The following is a 20,019-nucleotide window of genomic DNA, read 5'->3' as shown; positions in this document are numbered from 1 at the left end:
GCAACCTACCCGGTGAACACCGGCAGCTTCACCCAACCCCGCACGCTGGTCGTGTGCGCCTTGGCGGCGTTGGCATAGTCGACTTCCCAGTCCGGCCAGCGCTTGATGACCTCCTCGAGCGCGACGCGGGCCTGCATGCGCGCCAAGGCCGATCCCATGCAGAAGTGCAGCCCGTGGCCGAAGCTGAGGTGGGTGTCGCCGCGGTGGATGTCGAACTTGTCGGCGTCGGGGTACCTGCGCTCGTCCCGGTTGGCGGATCCATTGACCAGCAACATGATTGAGCCCTCGGGAACAGTCGTGCCGTGGCTTGAAACCTCGCGGGCGACGTACCGCGCCTGCACCGGCGAGGGCGCCTCGTAGCGCAACGTCTCCTCGATGGCCATGGGGATCAGCGACGGATCGGCCACGATCTCCCGGCGCTGGTCGGGGTGCTCGGCGAGCAGCTGGCCCAGGAAGCCGATCAGGCGCGTCGTCGTCTCGTTACCCGCGCCGGCGATCATGCTGGTGTACTGCAGCACCTCGATCCGCGTCAGCCGCCGGGCCTCGCCGCCGTCCTCGACCTCGGCGTTGAGTAGCTGGGTCATCAGATCGTCCGACGGGTGGTCCACCCGCCAATCGATGTAGTCGGCGAACATCTCATAGCTGCGTTCGAAGAATTCTTGCGTGGCGGGCCGGAACGTCGCCTCTTTCAGGGTGAGCTGACGGCCGCCCTTGTCGCGGATCGCTTCTTGGCCCTCTTCGGGGATGCCGAGCAGGTAGCCGATCGTGCGCATCGGGACCATCGCGCCGAGATTCTCGATGAAGTCGAACGTGCCCGTACCCACCAGCGGGTCGAGCGCGCGTGCGCAAAACGCGCGGGTCAGCGGTTCGATGGCCTCCATCCGTCGCGGCGTGAAAACCTTTGAGAGCAAACGGCGATGCAGATCGTGGATCGGCGGATCCTCGAAGAGGATGATCCCGGGCGGAACCTCGATGCCGCTCTTGATGATTTCGATCGTGGTGCCGCGGCCCGACCGGTAGGTGTCGAAGTTCATCAGCTCGCGGGAGACGTCCTCGTAGCGGCTCAGCGCGTAGAAGTTGTACTTCTCGTTGTAATAGACCGGCGCCTCGTCGCGTAGCCGCTTCCAGATCGGGTACGGATCGTCGTCGATCTCGAAATCGAAGGGGTCGTAGTAAACCTTCGCCGTGCTCGCCCCGGTCATAGCGGTGTCTTCGTCTCCGCCAGCGCCTCCGGCAGCACGACCTCGCCCACGCGCTTGAGGTAGGGCCACGCGACTTCCGGTGGCAGCCCACCGCACAGCGGCGACAGGTTGAGTATCTCGCCGGCGCGGACCCGCGAAATCGCCTCCGGGACAGAGATAATCACGTGCGACGCCGGGTTGTCACGCAGCTCATCGATGGTCTTCACGTGCGAGAAGCCGGCCGTCGTCTCGTCCCCGGGATTCCATGCGGCATAGGTCCGCACGTCGTGCAGCAGGTGCTCGCCGAGCTCTTTCCACGCCTGCTCCACGTCGTCGGCGACGAATACGACCGAGGGGGTGTCGCGGCTGGGGAACATCGTCGGGCCGGGCGTGTGACCGTGTTCGCGGCAGGCCTCCTCGTAGGCCTCCCGCATACCTGGTTCGTTGGCGTTGCCGAGCATGCCCAGGCCATACCTGCCGGCCCGGCGGGCCGCCGCCACGGTCCCGCCGCCCCACATCAGACCCGGGCCGCCGGCGGTGTGCGGGCGCGGCGTGACGGTGATCCGGCGCCCGTCCTTGCTGACCGTCTCGTCGGACAGCAGCGAGCGCAGCAGCGCGAGCTTTTCGTCGGCGAGCCGCCCGCGACCGCGCATTGCCACGCCGAAGTGCTCGAACTCCTCGGGCCGGTAGCCCAGGGCCAGGATGTACGACGCCCGTCCCTTGCTGATGATGTCGAGGACCGCCATGTCCTCGGCGAGGCGCACCGGGTCGTAGAACGGGAGGATGAGGATGAGACTCAGCGCCAAGCGCTCCGTCCTCGCGGCCACGGACGACGCCAACAACAACGGCGACGGCAGGTAGCCGTCCTCGGACCCGTGATGCTCACAGAACACCGCGGCGAGGCTGCCATGATCCTCGGCCCACGCGCACATTTCGGGCACGGCGCCGTACAGCGCTACTCGCGGCGCTCCCCACGCGGGGGCGCGCATGTCGAAGCGCAGCGTGAACACTAGCGACTCCTAGCCAACCTAATATTTGTATCGCGTACGGTACGTGCCCGCCGAGAGCTGCGTCAACGGTTAGTCAAAGACGTGGCGCGGCACTGCCGATTCCAAAGCGCGCCTTCGCCACCTAGTCTGCCGGGGTGACCGCTAACCCGCTCGAGGAACTCACGCTGCAGCAACTCCGGCTGCGCACCAGCATGAAATGGCGCGCGCACGCCGACGACGTGTTGCCGCTGTGGGTCGCGGAGATGGATGTCACGCTGCCGCCGACGGTGGCCGCGGCCCTGCGCAGGGCGATCGACATCGGCGACACCGGATATCCCTGCGGCACGGCGTTTGCCGAGGCGGTCAGTGAATTCGCCTCCCAGCGCTGGCAATGGCACGACCTGCAGGTCGGCCGCACCGCGATCGTTCCCGACGTCATGCTCGGCGCCGTCGAAATGCTCCGTCTGGTCACCGACCGCGGCGACGCCGTCGTCGTCAACCCGCCCGTGTACGCGCCGTTCTACGCGTTCGTGTCGCACGACGGCCGCCGGGTGGTCGAGGCGCCGCTTAGTGTCGACGGCCGAATTGACCTGGGCGCCTTGACGGACGCATTCGCCCGGGCAAGCGCGTCGGGCGGCAGGGTCGCGTACCTGCTGTGCAATCCGCACAACCCGACCGGGTCGGTGCACACGTTCGAGGAGCTGCGCGCCGTCGCCGATCTTGCCCGCCGGTTCGGCGTCCGGGTGGTCTCGGACGAGATCCACGCTCCGGTCATCCTGCCGGGTGCGCGGTTCGTACCCTACCTAACCGTGCCCGGCGCGGAGAACGCACTCGCCCTCACGTCCGCCTCCAAGGCGTGGAACCTCTCAGGCGTGAAGGCGGCGTTGGCCATTGCCGGTCCGGAGGCGGCGGCGGACCTGCGCCGGATGCCGGAAGAGGTCAGCCACGGCCCGAGCCACCTCGGCGTCATCGCCCACGCCGAAGCGTTCCGCAGCGGCGGCGAGTGGCTCGACGCACTGCTCGACGGCCTCGACGCGAACCGGACGCTGCTGGGCAGTCTGATCGCCGAGCACCTTCCCGGCGTGAAATACCAATGGCCCCAGGGCACTTACCTCGCGTGGCTCGATTGCCGCGAGCTCGGTTTCGACGAGGAGACCGGCGACGGGCTGGCGGTGGTGGCCGACATGGCGGGGCCGGCCCGCTGGTTCCGCGACCACGCCCGCGTCGCGCTCAGCTCCGGTCACGTCTTCGGCACCGGCGGCGCCGGGCATGTCCGGTTGAACTTCGCCACTTCGAAAGCCATTCTCACCGAAGCGATATCGCGAATGGGCCGGTCCCTGAACCGGTGAGCGCAAAACCGTTGCGCGACGGGGCCAATGGGTGAGTTGTATTTTCGATATCGCCGGTGATATCGCAAAACGAAGTCGCCTTATGACCAGCTGACGATACTCACGTGACTCATGTGATTTCCGATAGCGTCGAACGACTTTCGGCTACACGGGAACGTCCTCGGCACCGCGGTCCAGGTTGCGGAAGCCCTCCGCGGGCTTCTTGATGCCCAACAGGAACGGCAATGCGCTCAGCTCCAACTTGGCCGTGGCGCCGAACCGGCCGAAACCGCTGCGCCGCGGCCGCACGACGGGCACCTCCGACGTGGCGAGGTCGATGTAATGCGTCGAGGTGTCCCCGATGCCCTCGAAGTGGTGGACCAGCGGCTTGCACAGCCCGCGCATCGGGTCGTCGAGGCATGCGGCAACCGGATCGGTCATCAACACGTACTCAACAACTGGTACCGAGTTTTTCAGCATCCGGTGCACCAGGATGACGTCCAACCCGGCGAGTTCGACGTGGCGTTTCACCTTCTGCTCCGCGACCTCGCCCTGGTGCACGACGAACTTCAGCGACAGATTGTCCAGCTGCCCGCAGCTCGCGCAGTCACAGGCGATGTCCACCTTGAACCGCTCGCGCTTTGCGAGGAAAGCCTCGCGCATCCGCGACAGCCGCTCGCATACCAGCACTTTGGCGTTGCCGTCGGGCGCCCAGAAGAACGCCGCGTCGCCCTCCAACTTGGCGAGTTTCAGCCCTTTGCCGGCGTCGATGACGGCTTCCAACAACCCGGCCACGGTTAGCTGCGCGTGCGCCAGGTGCGTCCGGTTCCAGCTCATGTAGTGGGTGTATCCGCCGATGTCGGCGATGAGCAGTACCGCTTGCCGGATGGCCATGATGGGGGCAGTTTAATTGTTGCCAGCTACCGTCTCAATGAATCTGCCACTGGACGAAATCGCGCTGCCGCGAGAGGCTTGCAGAGGTCTCACCCCCGGAGGAGCCGAATATGGATGTGCTGCGAACCCCAGACTCCCGATTCGAAAACCTGGAGGGCTATCCGTTCGTAGCGAACTACATCGACGTGACTGCAAGCGACACCCCGCCGCTGCGTATGCACTTCCTGGACGAGGGTCCGGTCGACGGCCCACCGATCGTGCTGCTGCACGGCGAGCCGACGTGGAGCTACCTGTACCGCACGATGATTCCGCCGCTGGCCGACGCCGGCAACCGAGTGCTCGCGCCCGATCTGATCGGCTTCGGCCGCTCCGACAAGCCCAGCCGGATGGAGGATTACACCTACCTGCGCCACGTCGAGTGGGTGACCTCGTGGTTCGAGCGGCTCAACCTGAAGGACGTCACCCTGTTCGTGCAGGACTGGGGATCGTTGATCGGCCTGCGCATCGCCGCCGAGCAGGGCGACCGGATCGCGCGGCTGGTGGTCGCGAACGGATTCCTGCCCACCGCCGAGCGGCCGACGCCACCGGCGTTCCGCCTGTGGCGGGCGTTCGCCCGCTACTCCCCGGTGCTGCCCGCCGGACTCATCGTCGCCTTCGGCACCGTCCGCCGGGTGCCCCCGAAGGTGCGGGCGGGCTACGACGCCCCCTACCCGGACAAGACTTATCAGGCCGGCGCCCGAGCGTTCCCTCAGCTGGTGCCGACATCACCGTATGACCCGGCGATCCCGGCCAACCGCGCAGCGTGGAAGACCCTGGGCCAGTGGGACAAGCCCTGCCTGGCCATCTTCGGCAACAGGGATCCCATCCTCGGACAAGCGGACCGCCCGTTGATCAAGCACATCCCGGGCGCAGCCGGCCAGCCGCACGCCCGCATCAAGGCCAGCCACTTCATCCAGGAAGACGCCGGACCCGAACTGGCCCGACGCGTGCTGTCCTGGCAGCAGGCGCTGCACTGAACGGCGCTAGCCGCTGTTGATCAGCCGCGTGACGCCGCGCATCAACACCCTGCTGGCCGCGTGGCGCGCCCGATCGACGGCGGACCCGGTGTCCGGCGGCTCCGCGGCCCCCAAACGCGGGAACAGCGTGAGCGCGTTGGTGCGCTCGATCGCCGTGCGGGCGTCCGCGTCGAGCCCCGGGTAGGTTTCCAGGCCCGCGGCGAACAGCTTGCCGGCCGCGACGGGAGCGAAGGGCCAGTCGGAGCCGAAGGTGACGTGTCCCGGCTTCGCGAAGGCCAGCAGGCTGGGCAGCGCAGCGGCGCTCGACGACAACGCGGTGTCGAAGTAGAAGCTTGCGAAGTCGTCCAGGCTGTCGGCGGGGCTCCGTCCGGTGTCGCTCAGGATGCCGAGCGCCATGCGGTGCGACGCGTACGGCACGAATCCGCCGGCGTGGCTGAGGATGAACCGGATGTTGGGATACTTGCGGCAAATCTCGTTGCGGACAAGCAAATACGCCGCTCGAGTGGTGTCGAGCAGGAAGTCGGCCGCGAACGGTGGGACGCCGTCCACGACGGGGCCCGGCAGGTTGGCGGGGTGGATGAACACCACCGCCGAGCGCGCATCCAGCGCCGCAAACAGATCGTTCTGTCCGTCCTGGCCCAGATAGGTTCCCGCGTTGTTGGCGAGCAGCACGACCCCGTCGGCGTGTAACTCGTCAAGGGATCTCGCGACCTCGTCGACGGACTCTCGGAGGTGCGGCATTGGGACGGTCGCGAAGAACCCGAACCGGTCGGGCTGGGCCCGGACGAGTTCGGCGAGGTAGTCGTTGATGTCGCGGGCGAGCGGGGCGGCATCCTTCGCGTCCGGCAGGAACGCGGTGCCCGGCGTGGACACCGACAGGATCGCGGTGGCGACGTTCAGTTCGCCCATGGTCTGCAGCGACTCCTCGGGGCTCCACTCCGGCAGCGCACGGCCGCTCTCCTCGTCGATCTTGGCCTTTCGCAACAGGTCTCGGTAGAAGGACGGGATGGCGTGGTGGTGGGTGTCGATCCGCAACATCGCTGCTCCCTTGTCGATCAAATGCCCGCGCCGGCCAGGTTCGGCGCGACTTCCTCGTGGTGCCCTCTGGAGTGTGCCCTCAGGATGCTAATTCCCTCGTGGGTGGTCTCGTCGACATCGCCCTCGATCTCACCCGATCGGAGTTAATGCGGTAGTCCTTGGCCGTCGCCGCCCGGGGTGCGACGATCAGCGAATGGACATGGTAACGATGGGCCTGATGGGCACGGTCGTGGGTGCGTCGGCCATGGGCATCGCGGGCGTCGCGAGGTCCGCCGCCGATAACTTGCTCCCGGGAATGGTTTCGAGCACCAACAACAAACATCAGATGAAGATGCACATCCACGCCCAGCGCTGCGACGCTATCCAACGCTGGAGGAGCGGCTTGGCGAACGCGCGGGACGCCTACCAGCAATGGGCTTGCGGCCCGCAAGCCGGTGATCCGCCCAATGTCGTCGGCGACGAATGGTTCGAGGGCTTGCGGCCGTACCTGCCGACCACCGGCGATGCGGCGGCATTGCGCACTGCCCACGAAGTGCATTGCGACAACCCGACTCTCGCGCTGCTCTCGCTGGAGATCGGGCGCATCGAACAGGAGTGGACCCAGGAGGCCAAGGGCCGTCGGCGCCGAATGACCTTTTGAGGCCGGCGTCTCGACTACTCGGCGCCTGGCGGTATCGCGGCCAGCACCGTCGCGGCCAATTCCGGTCGGCAGACCACTAGGTCGGGCAGCTTGGGGTCCGGTTGGTTATAGGCCAGGGCCGAGCCGTCGATGCGGGAGGTGTGCAGGCCGGCGGCGCGGGCCACCGCGACCGGGGCGGCCGAGTCCCATTCGAACTGGCCGCCCGCATGCACGTAGACGTCCGACAGACCCTGGACGATCGACGCCACCTTGGCTCCGGCGGAACCCATTTCGACGAGGACGCCGTCCAGCGCGTCGCGGACGGCTAGGGCGATGGCCGGCGGCCGGGTGCGCGAGACCACGATCCGCGGCTGGTCCGGTGGGACCGGGGGCGCGTCGACGAGTGGCGTCGCCAAGGTGACTCCCTGGGCCGGCAGCGCCACCGCGCCGGCGGCGAGCTCACCGTCCTGCCAGAGCGCCACGTGCACCGCCCAGTCGACGCGCCCAAGCTCGGAGAATTCCCGCGTCCCGTCCAGCGGGTCGACGATCCAGACCCGCTGCGAGCGCAACCGCACCGGATCGTCGGCGCCCTCCTCGGACAGCACCGCGTCGTCGGGCCGCTCGCGGGAGAGAGCCTCCATCAGGAAGTCGTGGGACCGCTTGTCCCCCGACGCTTTTCGCTCACCGGCGTCGGCCTCGGCGAATTGCTCGCGCACCCCGAGCAGCAGCCGTCCCGCCTCCGCGGCCAGCCGCGCCGCCAGAGCATGATCATCCATCGGCAATCCTCAATAAGTTGGTAGCGTTGACCAAATTTACCGTGCGACGATTCTTGCGGCAGCGCCCCCCGGGTCGGCCGTTTCTGCAATAACCTGGTAACCGTGAGCGGCAACGTCTCGTCATCGAGCCGGCTGCGGTTTCCGGGGGGACGCCTGGGGGTCGTGGGTGTCATCCTCGCTGTGCTGCTGATCGGTGTACTCGCCTTCGTCAGCGTGAAGCTTCTAACTGGCCACCGGAGCACTCCGGGCCAGGCCACCACCCAGCCGTCGCCACCGAGCAGCTTCGCGATCCCGGGCTGTTACAACCCGTCGGTCCCGCCGGTCGAGCGTCCGAAGAAACTGAGCATTTTGGGATGCGCCAGCGTTGCCGTTGCGCTGCAAGACATGTCGTGGACCTCGTGGGGACCGCAGGGCGCCGACGGGACCGGCACCGCGGTCTTCAAGATTTGTGACCCCAATTGCGCCGCGGGATATCAGCTCACCGATCCGGTCGTTGTGCACGCGTGGAACGCCCAGCCGCCGCGACCCGAGGCGGTCTGTCAGTCGGGGCTGAAGATCTTTGCCGATCTGATCTTGGCCTTCCCCAAGGCGGTCCCACCGCCCACCGCGCAGAAAACCAACACCCAGTACAACGGGATGCCGGCGGTGCACTACGTCAATTACTCGGTCGCCAACGCCCGCGACGCACAGTTCATCGGTTATACGTTCTGCAACTAGTCGGTCAGACCTCGATGACGACCGCGCCGCCCTGACCGCCGCCCGCGCACATCGCCGCGACACCGATGCCACCGCCGCGCCGGGCCAGCTCGTAGGCCAGCGTGGTGACCATGCGCGCGCCCGAGGCCGCGATGGGGTGTCCGAGGCTGCACCCGCTGCCGGAGAAGTTGACCTTCTCCTCTTCGATGCCGTACTCGCGGCACGCGGCGATCGGCACGGAGGCGAACGCCTCGTTGATCTCCCACAGGGCCACGTCGTCGACCGACAACCCGGCGCGCTGCAGCACCTTTCCGATCACCTTGACCGCACCCAGGCCGCAGTCCCGGGGCGGCACGCCCACGGCGGCCCACGCCCGGACCGTGCCCATCACGTTCAGCTTCTCGGCGAGCGCGTAGTCGCGGTCCACCAATGCGACCGCCGCGGCAGCGTCGTTGGTTCCGCTGCTGTTGCCCGCCGTGATCGAAAATCCCTCGATCTCGGGGTGCAGCACCTTGAGGGCGGCGAGCTTCTCGATGGTGGTGTCGCGGCGGGGATGCTCGTCGACCGAGAACTCGGTCACCGAACCGTCGGCCTGGGTGATCTTCAGCGGGACGATCTCGTCGAGGAACTTCCCGGCGTCCATGGCCGCGATGGCGCGCTCGTGTGACCGAGCCGCCCAGGCGTCCATCTCCTCGCGGCTGATGCCGACCGTCTGCGCCGTGTTCCACCCGACGGTGATCGACATGTCCTTCGTCGGCGCGTCGGGGGTCTCGACGTGCGTCGGCGGCAGCCAGCGCTCCTCGAACTTCAGCTCGGGCCCGGGAATGCGCTGGTTCATCAGCGGCGTCATGGACAGCGACTGCACTCCGCCGGCAATCAGCGCCCGCTCCATCCCGGAGCCGATCTGGGCCGCGGCGTTGCCGATCGCGGTGAGGCTGCCCGCGCAGTGCCGGTTCACCGCCTGGCCGGGAATGTCCTCCATGCCGGTCGCGGCGGCCGCGTAACGCGCCAAATCCCCACCACCGTAGTGAGATTCGGCGAAGATGATGTCGTCGATGGCCGAGGGGTCGATGCCCGACCTGCGCACCACCTCGGGAAGCACCGTGGTGATCAGCGTCTCGGGCGGCGTGTTGACGAGCGCGCCCTTGAAGGAGCGGCCGATCGCCGTCCTGGTGGCTCCGACGATCACGGGTGTGGCCATGTTTTCAACCTCGTTGCGGTGGGCGGACAGACGCCGCGAATCGTATCAAATACTGTAGGAGCAATAGTAATGAGATAAGTTTACACGAACCGCGTCAAGCGTAACGCCGCAGCGAAGGATTCCGCAGTGGTCCGCCCTGGCGTTAGGCTCCCGCAATGACCACCACACCCCTCGTGGAACGTGATACGACCCGGACGACCGCATATCGGGTTGCGGCGATGTTGATGGGCGTTGGCACCGTCCACTTCCTGGCGCCCAAACCCTTCGACGACATCGTGCCCGCCGAACTTCCCGGCGACGCCCGGTTCTATACCTACGCATCCGGTGTCGCCGAGATTGCCGTGGGTGCCCTGCTGGTGCCGCGGCGCACCCGGCGGCTGGCCGCGTTGGCCGCCGCTGTGCTGTTCGTCTGCGTGTTCCCGGCGAACGTCAACATGTGCCGCTTGTGGTGGGGCAAGCCCTGGCCGATGCGGATCGCCGCGCTGGCCCGGCTGCCGCTGCAGATTCCGATGATCACCACCGCGCTCAAGATCAGGCGCAACAGCTAGCGCGGTGCATTCACCGAGCGTGCATCCGGCTGATTTTCCGCGCTGGTTACACGCTCGGCGAAGATTGGCGGACTACCCAGGAGGTCCTCGTGGGCAGGACGGGCATCGCGGCGCTGCTCGCGATCGGCGCTGCGTTCATGATCGGCATCGGCGATGTCCTCGAGCAGCGATCCGCGCAACAGGTCACCGACAAGCCGGTCGGCACCCTCGCGCTGTTTCGCCGGCTGCTGCGCGACCGCCGATGGTGGACGGGCAGCCTGGTGGCCGCCGCGGGGTTCGGATTGCAGGCCGCGGCGCTCGGCCTGGGTTCCGTGGTGTTGGTGCAGGCGCTGTCGGTGACCTCCCTGCTGTTCGCGTTGCTCATCAGCGCGGCGGCCAACCATCGCAGAATCACTCGGTGGCAAGGGATTTGGGCCGTGCTGCTGGCCGCCGCGGTCACGGTCGTGGTCACGGTCGGCAACCCGCAGGCCGGGGTGCCGCGCGGGTCGGTTCGGACGTGGATCGTCGTGGGCTTGGTCCTGGGCCCCTGCCTGTTCCTGTGTGTGATTGGCGCCCAGATGTTTTCGGGTTGGGTCAGCGCGCTGCTGCTGGGACTGATGTCGGCATCGCTGTGGGGCGTTTTCACGGTGCTGACGAAGGGAGTCGTGGACCAGCTCGGCAACGGCGTCCCGGCGCTGCTGCGCGCACCCGAGCTGTACATCTGGGCGGTGCTGGGGCTCGCGGCGACGGCCTGGGAGCAGTCGGCGTTTCGGGCCGGCTCGCTGACCGCGTCGCTCCCCGCGGTCACCGTCGCGGAACCGATCGTGGGATCGGTGCTCGGCGTAACGGTGCTGGGTGAGACGCTTCGCACCAACAAGGTCGGCATGGTCGCGCTTGGCGTATCGGTCGCGGTGATGATCGCCGCGACGGTGGCGCTGGCGCGCAGCCAGGCGACGGAATCAGATGTTCCGCGAACCGATCCGGTGTAGGGTCCCGTCGGGATCGACATAAGCGAATTCCCTTAGCCCGTAGGGCGTTTCCTGCGGTTCGATCAGCCGGCCGGCGAGGCCTTCCAGCGCCGCCCACTCTGCGTAAACGGCGTCGGCGTCGCTAACGTACAGATACACACTGGACGCCGTACGCAGCGGATCGTGTTCGGCCGATTCGGTGAGGTGGATCGAGACACAGCCGCGGTCGACGAACCCGTAGCGCTCCGGGCCCTCGTAGGCGCGCGCGTCGAATCCGAGTTTGCGGCAGCGCTCGAGCGCGACGTCCAGATCTTGGACGGGCACGATCGGGGACACAGAGTCGAATGCGATTTCGGGCACACCCCAGTGTGGCAGCAAAAGCGCTGTCGTATGCTCCACCCGCAAATCACCTCTGAATAGCCGACGCGTGGGGGTGCGCGGAACGCTTGAGGAGCCGACTCAAGCACGAAGGGCGCTCAATCATGCGCAAGCAGATAACCGCGGTCACCGTGGCCGTCGTCGGGATACTGGCCGCAGCCTGCAGCAGCGGCGGCGGCGGCACCGCCTCGTCGTCGACGACGACCACCACCCCGTCGAAGCCGCCGCTGGCCCAGGCGGCGCTGCCGAATCTGATGTTGACCCCGGCCGAGATCGACAGCGCGGTGGGCGCCACCGGAACCACCGTCGGCGACAAGTTCGACACGCTGCCGGACGACAGCACGACCAACTACCCGCAGGGGTACAAGTTTCCAGCCGAATGCCTTTACATTCAGCATCCGGGCGAGGCCCCCGTCTATGCCGGCAGCGGGAACACGGCGGTTCACCGGGAACGCGGCACCACCCCGCTTCCGCCGAATTCGAACGATCCCGACCCCGAGGTGACCGAAGTGGTGGTGTTGTTCCCCTCCGCCAAGGAGGCGAGCGCCTTCTTCACCACCTCCACCCAGCGCTGGCCCGACTGCGCCAACCGCCAGGGCACGATTCCCGCCGACGCGGACTCCCCCGAAATCCAATGGAAGGTGGGAGCGGTCTCCAACGCCAACGGGGTTTTGAGCACCACCACGAACGTGTCCGCGACCAAGAACGGCACCACGCTGTCCCAGAGCTGCCAGCGGGCGCTGACGGTGCGCAACAACGTCGTGATCGACGTCGACGCCTGCCGCAAGGACCCCGGGGACCTGGCCGTCACCGTCGCCAACCAGATCGCCGGCAAGGTCGACAAGCAATAGCACACTCGTACAAGCGTTTTAGGAAGCTCGGGTAGGTTGCATTCCCCGATCGCAACCCGCCGTTCACCTGTTGGGTGTAGCTATCCCCCGCGGTAGCGGCGTACGCTCTGGCGGCCGAACCCGTCGAGACACGATACTTGCGCCATCACCGAACCTGGTTGTAAGCCGTACCCGCAGATGGCATCCTGCGGGCGACTGTCGCACAGCGTTGAGGAGGACAAGTGAGCGCATCAGAGACGGCCAAGCCCCGCGGGGGGCTGCCGGTGATTCACCTCTCCGAACTGCTGCGCGCGCCGGTGGTGGCCCGCGCCGGTGAGGCCGTGGGCCGCGTCGAGGACGTGATCGTGCGACTGCGGGGCGCCGACGACTATCCGGCGGTGACCGGGATCGTGGCGGGGGTCGGCGGCCGTCGGGTATTCATCGGCACCAAATCCATCGAAGAGTTCGCGCCGAAGCGAATCGTCTTGACCAAGAACAAAGTTGACCTCCGCGGGTTCGAGCGCCGCGACGGTGAGGTGCTGTTGCGCGCCGACGTGTTGGGCCATCGGTTGATCGATGTGGCCGCCGCGGACTTGGTGCGCGCGTACGACGTCGAGCTCGAGGACACCGGCGACGGGTGGGTGGTTGCGCGGCTGGACACCCGCCGGCCGCCGACGTTGTTCGGCCTGATCAAGCATTCCGGCGGGCATGCGGCACGCGATTGGAAGGCATTCGAACCGCTAATCGGCCACGGTGGCTCCGACGCGGTGCGGCGGCTGTCAGACCGGTTTGGCGAGTTCAAGGCCGCCGAGATCGCCGACCTGCTCGAGGAGGCCGACAAGACCGAAGGCGGCGAAATCCTCGACCGGGTGCGCAGCGACCCGGAATTGGAAGCCGACGTCTTCGAGGAGCTGGACCCCGACAAGGCCAGCCGGCTCCTGGACGGCATGCCCGACGACGAGGTCGCCGCGCTGTTGGGCCGGATGCGCGCCGACGACGCCGCCGACGCGATCGCCGACCTGCGCCAGTCGCGGCGTCGGCGCGTGCTGGAGCTGATGCCCGCCCCGCAGCGCACCAAGGTGATCACCCTGATGGGGTTCAACCCCGAAAGCGCCGGCGGGTTGATGAACGTCGACTTCGTCTCGTGCGCCGCCACCGCCACCGCCGGCACGGCGCTGGCCCTGATCGCGGCCGCGCGCACCGTCCAGCCGGAGGCATTGATCAAGGTGCACGTCCTCGATGAAGGCGAACGGCTGGCCGGTGTGGTGTCGGTGATCACCCTGTTGCAGGCGGATCCCGTCGAAAGTGTTGGCGCGCTGATGGATTCGGACCCGGTGTGCGTCAGCGCCGACGCCGACCTGACCGACATCGCGCTGTTGATGGCCGACTTCAACCTCTACTCCATTCCCGTCGTCGACGAGGAGGACCGCGTGCTCGGCGTGGTGACCGTCGACGACGTCTTGGAAGCGACCATCCCCGAGGACTGGCGCCGACGCGAGCCCGCCCCCCGTCCGGTGCGTGAAATCACCGAACCGGCCGACAGCCACGCCCCTGGAGGCCAGGCACCGTGACGTCGGACGCGGACGAGACCAAACAGGGGCTCAGCGCGGTGCTCGACACCGCACACCTGGGCGACATCGAGGGTGCGTTCGGGCGCGTCAAGCTCAGCGAGGCCGACCACCCGCGGACGTGGAAGACCCGGCTGCTGACGCTGCTGGCGATCGTCGGCCCCGGGATCATCGTGATGGTCGGCGACAACGACGCCGGCGGGGTCGCCACCTACACGCAGGCCGGCCAGAACTACGGCTACTCCCTGTTGTGGGTGCTGCTGCTGCTCATCCCGGTGCTCATCGTCAACCAGGAGATGGTGGTCCGGCTCGGTGCGGTGACCGGCGTCGGTCACGCCCGGCTGATCAATGAACGCTTCGGCCGCGGCTGGGGCTGGTTTTCCGTCGGCGACCTGTTCCTGCTCAACTTCCTGACGATCGTCACCGAGTTCATCGGCATTACGCTGGCCGCCGACTACATCGGCATCTCCAAATACGTTGTGGTGCCCATCTCGGCGGTTGCGCTGGTCGCGATCATGGCCAGCGGCAGCTTCCGGCGCTGGGAGCGGGCGATGTTCATCTTCATCGCCGTCACCCTGCTGCAGATCCCGATGCTGTTCATGTCGCACCCGCAGTGGGCGCATGCGGCGAAGTCGTTTGTGGTGCCGAGCATCTCGGGCGGGGTCAGTTCGGATGCGGTGCTGCTGATCATCGCCATCGTCGGCACCACCGTCGCGCCCTGGCAGCTGTTCTTCCAGCAGTCCAACGTCGTCGACAAACGGATCACGCCGCGGTTCATGGCTTACGAGCGCGCCGACACCGTGATCGGGGCCTTCGTCGTGATCGTCGGCGCCGCGGCCCTGGTGATTACCGGCGATTGGGCGGCGCGCTCAACCAACACCGTGGGCGGCTTCACCGACGCCGGGGCCATCGCGCACCTGCTCGGCCAGCACAGCGGGACGCTCGGCGCGTTTTTCGCCATCGTGCTCATGGACGCCTCCATCATCGGCGCGGCCGCGGTGACGCTGGCCACCAGTTACGCCTTCGGCGACGTCTTCGGCCTCAAGCATTCGCTGCACCGCGGGTTCGCCGACGCCAAGCAGTTCTACCTGTCCTACACCGCGATGGTGGCGCTCGCCGCGGCCATCGTGCTCATCCCCGGTGCCCCGCTGGGCTTGATCACCACCGCCGTGCAGGCCCTCGCCGGCCTGCTGTTGCCCAGCGCCAGCGTGTTTTTGCTGTTGTTGTGCAACGACCGGGAAGTATTGGGGCCCTGGGTCAATCGTCGCTGGCTCAACTGGGTTGCGGGGCTGATCGTCGGCATCCTGCTGTTGCTCTCCGGCATCCTGATGGCCACCACCCTGTTCCCCCACATCGACGTGGTCGCCGTGGCCGGTTACCTTTCGCTGGCACTGGTCATACTCGCCGCCGCCGCGGTGCCGGCCCTGCGCTGGATGGCCCGCGGCCAGCCCGCCGCGCCGGCCCCCAAGGAGCCGGCACGTCCCGTCGACCGCAACACCTGGCGGATGCCGCCGCTGACGCTGCTCGAACCGGTCACCTGGTCCCCCGGCACCCGGCTCGGCATGATCGCGCTGCGCAGCTACTTGGTCGTCGGCGCGCTGCTGCTAGTGGTCAAAGCCGTCCAGCTCGGCCGCTGAGTCTCGCCCCTTATTGGGGCAGCGCCTCGCCCCGCGTCTCGGGCGCAAACGGAATGATGAAAAGCCCGATCACGAACACGGTGGCCGTCAAAGCGACCGGTAGTCCCAGGGTATGCAGGTGCAGCACCGCCGCGCCCAGCAGGAAGTTCACACCCGCGCCGACGAAACGGCCGAACGACGTGCAGAACGCGAACGCCGTTGCGCGCACACGCGTCTCGAACTGCTCGGGCAACCAGAGGCTGAAGATCGCGAAGTTGCCGCCAAAGAACCCGAGCACGAACAGCCACGCGATGAACGGTGCGAGCCCGTTGGGCAGATAGAACGCCCACCCGAAGCTGCCGACGATCGAAACGGCCATCCCCGCAAAGTAAATCGCCAGCGTCTTTCGGCGCCCGATGCGCTCGGAGAGCACCGGCACGATCAGACACCCCAGGATGGTGCCGATGGACAACAGGCCCGTGGCCCAGGACGCCGTCCTGGTCGCGCCCGCCTTATCGAAGCCCGCGTGCTGCGCCAACTGAATCACGGCGGTGGGTTCGTAGACGGCGCCGGCCCACAGGCCCACGATCGCGATCGTCAGCAGCGCGCAGGCCACCCAGGTGCGACGCCGGTAGCGCGGCCCAAGAATCTCGCGCAGCGGCTTCACGCGGGCCTTGGGCTGAGCCTCCAGCTTCTCCCACTTCTCCGTCTCCTTCACCCGCGTGAGGATCAGGATCGCGACGACGATCGGCACAGCGCCCGTCAGAAACATTGCGCGCCAACCGAAATGGACGCCGATCGTGTAGTTCAAGGCCGCCGCCAGAAAGAACCCGGCGTAGTAGCCGGTCTGCAGATAGCCCGCCCCCATCTTGCGCCGGTCCTCGGGCCAAGCTTCGGCCACGTAAGTCCCCGCCAGCGCCCATTCGCCGCCGATGCCGACGCCCGCGACGAAGCGGAAAATCGCCAGCTCCCAGACGTTTTGCGCCGCGGCCGAAAGCCCGGTGAAGATGGCGAAGGTAAAGATCGTCGCGGCCAGCACCTTGGTGCGCCCGAAGCGGTCCGCGATCGGCCCCCAGATGAACGACAGGCCCCAGCCCACCAGGAACAGGGCGAACAGGATCGATCCCGCGAGACCGACATTGGTCGACGTCGCGGCGAAACCCGAACGGGGCAACAACTCGGTCAGCGCAGGCGCGAGCACGAGCGCGTAGATGAACGAATCCATTCCGTCGAGCGTCCAGCCCGTCCATGCGCCCCAGAACCCCGCGATCTGGGAGCGATTGAGCGGTGTGCGACGCCTGGCGAGGCTTGCCGGCTCCGTCGTTGACGTCATCTCGCCTCCGTTGGCACTGGTAGAACGACTGTCGGAATTCGCATACGCGAGCCGGTCTAGCGTCGGCCGGCATCACATTGTATATAATATAGTGATGAGCGTAACAGGTCGCACTCCGTCGGACAATGTGTTGGGCGCGTTACCGACGGCGCTCTCGCTGGCGGAACGCGGCAGCACGTCGCGGTTGATCGCCAACGCGCTGCGCGCCGCGATCGTCGACGGCACCCTCGCCCCCGGGGCACCGCTGCGCCAGGACGCCATCGCGCGGCACTTCTCGGTCAGCGCCATCCCGGTTCGCGAGGCCCTGCGCCAGCTGGAGAGCGAAGGCTGGGCCAAGGTGGAGATGAACAAGGGGGCGACGGTGGCCCCGTTGGCGGCCGGCGAGGCGCGCGAGGTGTACGAGATCCGCGCCGCCCTCGAGAGCCTCGCCATCGGGCTGGCGATACCCGCTCACACGGCGGACACGCTGCGCCACTGCGAGGCGCTGTGCAAGGCGGCCGCGGCCGAAACCGAGCCGTCGCTGTACGTCGCACGCAACGAGGCCTTTCACATGAGCCTCTACGAGCCGGCCGCGCGCCCACAACTCCTGGCGCTGATCGGCATGCTGCATGAGCGCGGCGAGCGTTACCTGCGGCTCAAGTTCGGGCTGCCGTCCTACAAGGGCGAGTCCGACCGCGAACACGCGGCGCTGCTGCGGGCCGTGCGCCGGGGTGATGTCGAGCGCGCGCAGTCGCTGGTCACCCGGCACCTGCTCGGCACCGGCGAGCTGCTCCACCGCGTTCTCGGCGAAAACACCAATGTGGTCGGCTCAACCGCGGATGCCGAATCGGGACGAGAAAAGGGCGCGTAATTCAGCGCCGAAACGGACGGCGGCTCGCCGGGGCGGTGAAGCCTTCGGTGTCATCGAAGAATGCCCAGCGCCCCGCGTCGTCGACCTCCATGCGCCAGCCCAGCTCGGTGCTGCCCGCGACGGCGTCGGTGAACCACACGTATGCGGCCTCGGCGCTCTCGAAATCCTTGGTCGCCACAATCCCGCCATGTGGGTCGATGATCCGGAACTTGGCCATGCGCTGTGATTATCCCTTCCGGGGGAAATTCAATCGCAATTAGCCGACCCTGGCCACCGGAAAACGCTCAAACCGTTCGCGCCAAACGCTGCGCGAGCAGCTCGGCGAAGCGCGCCGGATCGTCGAGCGCGCCGCCTTCGGCGAGAAGCGCTGTGCCGTAGAGCAGTTCGGCGGTCTCGGCGACCGATTGGTCGTCGGCGCGGTCCTTGTGCGCGTCCCGCAGGCCGGTGACGAGCGGATGATTCGGGTTGAGCTCAAGGATCCGCTTGCCGACCGGAACGTCCTGCCCGGTGGCGCGGTAGAGGCGCGCCAGCGTCGGGGTGATCCCGAAGGCGTCGGTGATCAGGCAGGCCGGCGATTCGGTCAGGCGCGTCGACAGCCGCACGTCCTTGACGTGCTCGCTCAGGGTCTCTTTGAGCCAGGTCAGCAGGTCGGCAAACTCCTTCTCCTGCTCCTCGCGCTCGGCCTCGCTCTTGCCCTCTTCGTCGTCGAGGTCCACCTCGCCCCTGGCCACCGACTGCAGCGGTTTGCCGTCGAACTCGTCGACCACCCCCACCCACACTTCGTCGACCGGGTCGGTGAGCAGCAGGACTTCGTAGCCCTTGGCCTTGAACGCCTCGAGGTGCGGTGACTTCAGCAGCTGCTGGCGCGTCTCGCCGGTGGCGTAGAAGATCTGCTGCTGGCCCTCCTTCATCCGCTCGACGTACTCGGCCAGGGTGGTGGCCTCCTCGTCGCTGTGAGTGGAGGCGAACGACGACACCTGCAGCAGCATGTCCTTGTTGTCGGCGTCGGACAGCAGCCCTTCCTTGATGGCCCTGCCGAACTGGGTCCACAGGGTGCGGTAGTCCTCCGGCCGCTCGGACTGCAGCTCCTTGATCGTGGACAGGACCTTCTTGGTCAGGCGGCGACGGATCGCCTTGATCTGCCGGTCCTGCTGCAGGATTTCGCGAGATACGTTGAGCGACAAGTCTTGTGCGTCGACGACGCCCTTGACGAAGCGCAGATATTTCGGCAGCAGCTCGTCGCAATCGCCCATGATGAACACGCGCTTGACGTACAACTGGATCCCGACGTGGAAGTCCCGGTCGAACAGGTCGAACGGGGCGTGCGACGGGATGAACAGCAGGGCCTGGTACTCGAAGGTGCCCTCGGCCTTCATCGCGATGACCTCGAGCGGGTCGTCCCAGGCGTGGGCGATGTGCTTGTAGAACTCGTTGTACTCCTCGGCGGAGACCTCCTCCTTGGGCCTGGCCCACAGCGCCTTCATCGAGTTGAGGGTCTCGGTCTCGAGGGTGACGGTCTCCTCGCCACCGTCTTCGCCCGGTGTGCGTTTCTCGACCTCCATCCGGATGGGCCAGGAGATGAAGTCGGAGTACCGCTTGACGAGGTGCCTGATCTTCCACTCCGCGGTGTAGTCGTGCAGCTCGTCCTCGGCGTCTTCGGGCTTGAGGTGCAGCGTGACCGAGGTTCCCTGCGGTGCGTCGTCCACGGATTCGATGGTGTAGGTGCCCTCGCCGCTGGATTCCCACCTGGTGGCGGCACTCTCGCCGGCCTTGCGGGTCAGCAGCTCGACCTTGTCGGCGACCATGAAGCTCGAGTAAAACCCGATGCCGAACTGGCCGATCAGTTCCTCGGAGGCCGCCGCATTTTTGGCGTCGCGGAGCTGTTGGCGCAGCTCGGCGGTGCCGGACTTGGCCAGGGTGCCGATCAGGTCCACCACTTCCTCGCGCGTCATCCCGATGCCGTTGTCGCGGACGGTCAGCGTTCGTGCGCTTTTGTCGACGTCGATCTCGATATGTAGGTCGGAGGTGTCGACGTCGAGGTCTTTGTTGCGAAACGCTTCCAGGCGCAGCTTGTCCAGCGCATCGGAGGCGTTCGAGATCAGCTCCCGCAGAAACGAGTCCTTGTTGGAGTAGACCGAATGGACCATCAAATCCAGCAGTTGCCGGGCCTCGGCCTGAAACTCCAACTGCTCGACACGCGCGTTCATGACA

General features: G+C 67.1%; 20 protein-coding genes. 10 read left to right on the top strand and 10 right to left on the bottom strand.

What is annotated here, in order from left to right; all coding sequences use genetic code 11:
• Nucleotides 1-5: 5 nt before the first annotated feature.
• Nucleotides 6-1,202 carry a cytochrome P450 gene (locus AWB92_RS10135; RefSeq protein WP_085185226.1) on the bottom strand — a complete coding sequence of 399 codons (1,197 nt, stop codon included), beginning with the start codon at nt 1,200-1,202 and terminating at the stop codon, nt 6-8.
• On the bottom strand, nt 1,199-2,191 hold the full coding sequence (locus AWB92_RS10130) for an LLM class flavin-dependent oxidoreductase (protein ID WP_085185225.1): 993 nt from the start codon (nt 2,189-2,191) through the stop codon (nt 1,199-1,201). The genes AWB92_RS10135 and AWB92_RS10130 overlap by 4 nt, the downstream gene beginning before the upstream one ends.
• 134 nt (nt 2,192-2,325) lie before the next feature.
• On the opposite strand from AWB92_RS10130, the gene AWB92_RS10125 reads away from it, so the two are divergent.
• A complete protein-coding gene (locus AWB92_RS10125) occupies nt 2,326-3,519 on the top strand; it encodes a MalY/PatB family protein (protein ID WP_085185224.1) in 1,194 nt (397 codons plus the stop codon).
• 144 nt (nt 3,520-3,663) lie between these two features.
• Here AWB92_RS10125 and AWB92_RS10120 read toward each other — a convergent pair whose 3' ends face one another.
• Complete coding sequence (locus tag AWB92_RS10120; RefSeq protein ID WP_085185223.1) at nt 3,664-4,392, bottom strand: DUF2652 domain-containing protein; 729 nt, start codon at nt 4,390-4,392, stop codon at nt 3,664-3,666.
• 110 nt (nt 4,393-4,502) lie between these two features.
• On the opposite strand from AWB92_RS10120, the gene AWB92_RS10115 reads away from it, so the two are divergent.
• On the top strand, nt 4,503-5,408 hold the full coding sequence (locus tag AWB92_RS10115; protein WP_068112394.1) for a haloalkane dehalogenase: 906 nt from the start codon (nt 4,503-4,505) through the stop codon (nt 5,406-5,408).
• Nucleotides 5,409-5,414: 6 nt separating this feature from the next.
• On the opposite strand, the gene AWB92_RS10110 is transcribed toward AWB92_RS10115, so the two are convergent.
• The gene (locus tag AWB92_RS10110; protein WP_085185222.1) at nt 5,415-6,446 is read right to left on the bottom strand and encodes an amidohydrolase family protein; all 1,032 of its coding nucleotides are present in this window, start codon (nt 6,444-6,446) and stop codon (nt 5,415-5,417) included.
• Nucleotides 6,447-6,639: 193 nt separating this feature from the next.
• Between AWB92_RS10110 and AWB92_RS10105 the strand changes: the two genes are divergently transcribed.
• The gene (locus AWB92_RS10105) at nt 6,640-7,086 is read left to right on the top strand and encodes a hypothetical protein (protein ID WP_085185221.1); all 447 of its coding nucleotides are present in this window, start codon (nt 6,640-6,642) and stop codon (nt 7,084-7,086) included.
• Nucleotides 7,087-7,100: 14 nt separating this feature from the next.
• On the opposite strand, the gene AWB92_RS10100 is transcribed toward AWB92_RS10105, so the two are convergent.
• Nucleotides 7,101-7,841 carry a 3'(2'),5'-bisphosphate nucleotidase CysQ gene (locus AWB92_RS10100; protein ID WP_085185220.1) on the bottom strand — a complete coding sequence of 247 codons (741 nt, stop codon included), beginning with the start codon at nt 7,839-7,841 and terminating at the stop codon, nt 7,101-7,103.
• A 102-nt stretch (nt 7,842-7,943) separates the two neighbouring features.
• Here AWB92_RS10100 and AWB92_RS10095 point away from each other — a divergent pair, with 102 nt between their 5' ends.
• Nucleotides 7,944-8,558: a hypothetical protein gene (locus AWB92_RS10095; RefSeq protein WP_085185219.1), complete on the top strand. Its 615-nt coding sequence runs from the start codon at nt 7,944-7,946 to the stop codon at nt 8,556-8,558.
• Between the two features lie 4 nt (nt 8,559-8,562).
• Here the strand turns inward: AWB92_RS10095 and AWB92_RS10090 are convergent, their stop codons facing one another.
• On the bottom strand, nt 8,563-9,738 hold the full coding sequence (locus tag AWB92_RS10090) for a thiolase family protein (RefSeq protein WP_085185218.1): 1,176 nt from the start codon (nt 9,736-9,738) through the stop codon (nt 8,563-8,565).
• Between the two features lie 155 nt (nt 9,739-9,893).
• Between AWB92_RS10090 and AWB92_RS10085 the strand changes: the two genes are divergently transcribed.
• Both AWB92_RS10085 and AWB92_RS10080 read left to right on the top strand, forming a co-directional pair.
• The gene (locus AWB92_RS10085) at nt 9,894-10,286 is read left to right on the top strand and encodes a MauE/DoxX family redox-associated membrane protein (protein WP_085185217.1); all 393 of its coding nucleotides are present in this window, start codon (nt 9,894-9,896) and stop codon (nt 10,284-10,286) included.
• 89 nt (nt 10,287-10,375) lie between these two features.
• Nucleotides 10,376-11,254: a DMT family transporter gene (locus AWB92_RS10080; RefSeq protein ID WP_085185216.1), complete on the top strand. Its 879-nt coding sequence runs from the start codon at nt 10,376-10,378 to the stop codon at nt 11,252-11,254.
• Here AWB92_RS10080 and AWB92_RS10075 read toward each other — a convergent pair.
• On the bottom strand, nt 11,225-11,584 hold the full coding sequence (locus AWB92_RS10075; RefSeq protein ID WP_085185352.1) for a VOC family protein: 360 nt from the start codon (nt 11,582-11,584) through the stop codon (nt 11,225-11,227). The two genes, AWB92_RS10080 and AWB92_RS10075, sit on opposite strands and share 30 nt — an antisense overlap.
• A 131-nt stretch (nt 11,585-11,715) precedes the next feature.
• Between AWB92_RS10075 and AWB92_RS10070 the strand changes: the two genes are divergently transcribed.
• The 3 genes from AWB92_RS10070 to AWB92_RS10060 all read left to right on the top strand — a co-directional run bounded on the left by AWB92_RS10070 (nt 11,716) and on the right by AWB92_RS10060 (nt 15,646).
• Nucleotides 11,716-12,462, top strand: coding sequence for a sensor domain-containing protein (locus tag AWB92_RS10070; protein ID WP_085185215.1), 747 nt, complete (start codon nt 11,716-11,718; stop codon nt 12,460-12,462).
• 257 nt (nt 12,463-12,719) lie between these two features.
• A complete protein-coding gene (locus tag AWB92_RS10065) occupies nt 12,720-14,012 on the top strand; it encodes a CBS domain-containing protein (RefSeq protein ID WP_241523427.1) in 1,293 nt (430 codons plus the stop codon).
• Nucleotides 14,009-15,646 carry an NRAMP family divalent metal transporter gene (locus AWB92_RS10060; protein WP_241523416.1) on the top strand — a complete coding sequence of 546 codons (1,638 nt, stop codon included), beginning with the start codon at nt 14,009-14,011 and terminating at the stop codon, nt 15,644-15,646. The genes AWB92_RS10065 and AWB92_RS10060 overlap by 4 nt, the downstream gene beginning before the upstream one ends.
• Nucleotides 15,647-15,656: 10 nt before the next feature.
• Here AWB92_RS10060 and AWB92_RS10055 read toward each other — a convergent pair whose 3' ends face one another.
• Nucleotides 15,657-16,958, bottom strand: a complete 1,302-nt coding sequence (locus AWB92_RS10055) for an MFS transporter (protein WP_085185214.1) — start codon at nt 16,956-16,958, stop codon at nt 15,657-15,659.
• A gap of 94 nt (nt 16,959-17,052) precedes the next feature.
• On the opposite strand from AWB92_RS10055, the gene AWB92_RS10050 reads away from it, so the two are divergent.
• Nucleotides 17,053-17,808, top strand: a complete 756-nt coding sequence (locus tag AWB92_RS10050; RefSeq protein ID WP_085185213.1) for a GntR family transcriptional regulator — start codon at nt 17,053-17,055, stop codon at nt 17,806-17,808.
• A gap of 1 nt (nt 17,809) precedes the next feature.
• On the opposite strand, the gene AWB92_RS10045 is transcribed toward AWB92_RS10050, so the two are convergent.
• Entirely contained in the window at nt 17,810-18,025 is a 216-nt protein-coding gene (locus AWB92_RS10045; protein WP_085185212.1) for a hypothetical protein, read from the bottom strand.
• Between the two features lie 67 nt (nt 18,026-18,092).
• Nucleotides 18,093-20,015: a molecular chaperone HtpG gene (htpG, locus tag AWB92_RS10040; protein WP_085185211.1), complete on the bottom strand. Its 1,923-nt coding sequence runs from the start codon at nt 20,013-20,015 to the stop codon at nt 18,093-18,095.
• Nucleotides 20,016-20,019: the final 4 nt, after the last annotated feature.

It is taken from the genome of Mycobacterium sp. IEC1808 (assembly GCF_002101935.1).
In the GTDB taxonomy this organism is placed as follows: Bacteria; Actinomycetota; Actinomycetes; order Mycobacteriales; family Mycobacteriaceae; genus Mycobacterium.
The sequence above is the reverse complement of the archived record's forward strand: the minus strand, read 5'-3'. Positions and strand labels throughout refer to the sequence as shown.

Bases quoted from the DNA above. Each gene is read 5' to 3' on its own strand.
- AWB92_RS10070 (WP_085185215.1), top strand. From the start codon at position 11,716: ATGCGCAAGCAGATAACCGCGGTCACCGTGGCCGTCGTCGGGATACTG.
- AWB92_RS10055 (WP_085185214.1), bottom strand. From the start codon at position 16,958: ATGACGTCAACGACGGAGCCGGCAAGCCTCGCCAGGCGTCGCACACCG.
- AWB92_RS10105 (WP_085185221.1), top strand. From the start codon at position 6,640: ATGGACATGGTAACGATGGGCCTGATGGGCACGGTCGTGGGTGCGTCG.
- AWB92_RS10090 (WP_085185218.1), bottom strand. From the start codon at position 9,738: ATGGCCACACCCGTGATCGTCGGAGCCACCAGGACGGCGATCGGCCGC.
- AWB92_RS10110 (WP_085185222.1), bottom strand. From the start codon at position 6,446: ATGTTGCGGATCGACACCCACCACCACGCCATCCCGTCCTTCTACCGA.
- AWB92_RS10120 (WP_085185223.1), bottom strand. From the start codon at position 4,392: ATGGCCATCCGGCAAGCGGTACTGCTCATCGCCGACATCGGCGGATAC.
- AWB92_RS10050 (WP_085185213.1), top strand. From the start codon at position 17,053: ATGAGCGTAACAGGTCGCACTCCGTCGGACAATGTGTTGGGCGCGTTA.
- htpG (WP_085185211.1), bottom strand. From the start codon at position 20,015: ATGAACGCGCGTGTCGAGCAGTTGGAGTTTCAGGCCGAGGCCCGGCAA.
- AWB92_RS10085 (WP_085185217.1), top strand. From the start codon at position 9,894: ATGACCACCACACCCCTCGTGGAACGTGATACGACCCGGACGACCGCA.
- AWB92_RS10115 (WP_068112394.1), top strand. From the start codon at position 4,503: ATGGATGTGCTGCGAACCCCAGACTCCCGATTCGAAAACCTGGAGGGC.
- AWB92_RS10100 (WP_085185220.1), bottom strand. From the start codon at position 7,841: ATGGATGATCATGCTCTGGCGGCGCGGCTGGCCGCGGAGGCGGGACGG.
- AWB92_RS10045 (WP_085185212.1), bottom strand. From the start codon at position 18,025: ATGGCCAAGTTCCGGATCATCGACCCACATGGCGGGATTGTGGCGACC.
- AWB92_RS10135 (WP_085185226.1), bottom strand. From the start codon at position 1,202: ATGACCGGGGCGAGCACGGCGAAGGTTTACTACGACCCCTTCGATTTC.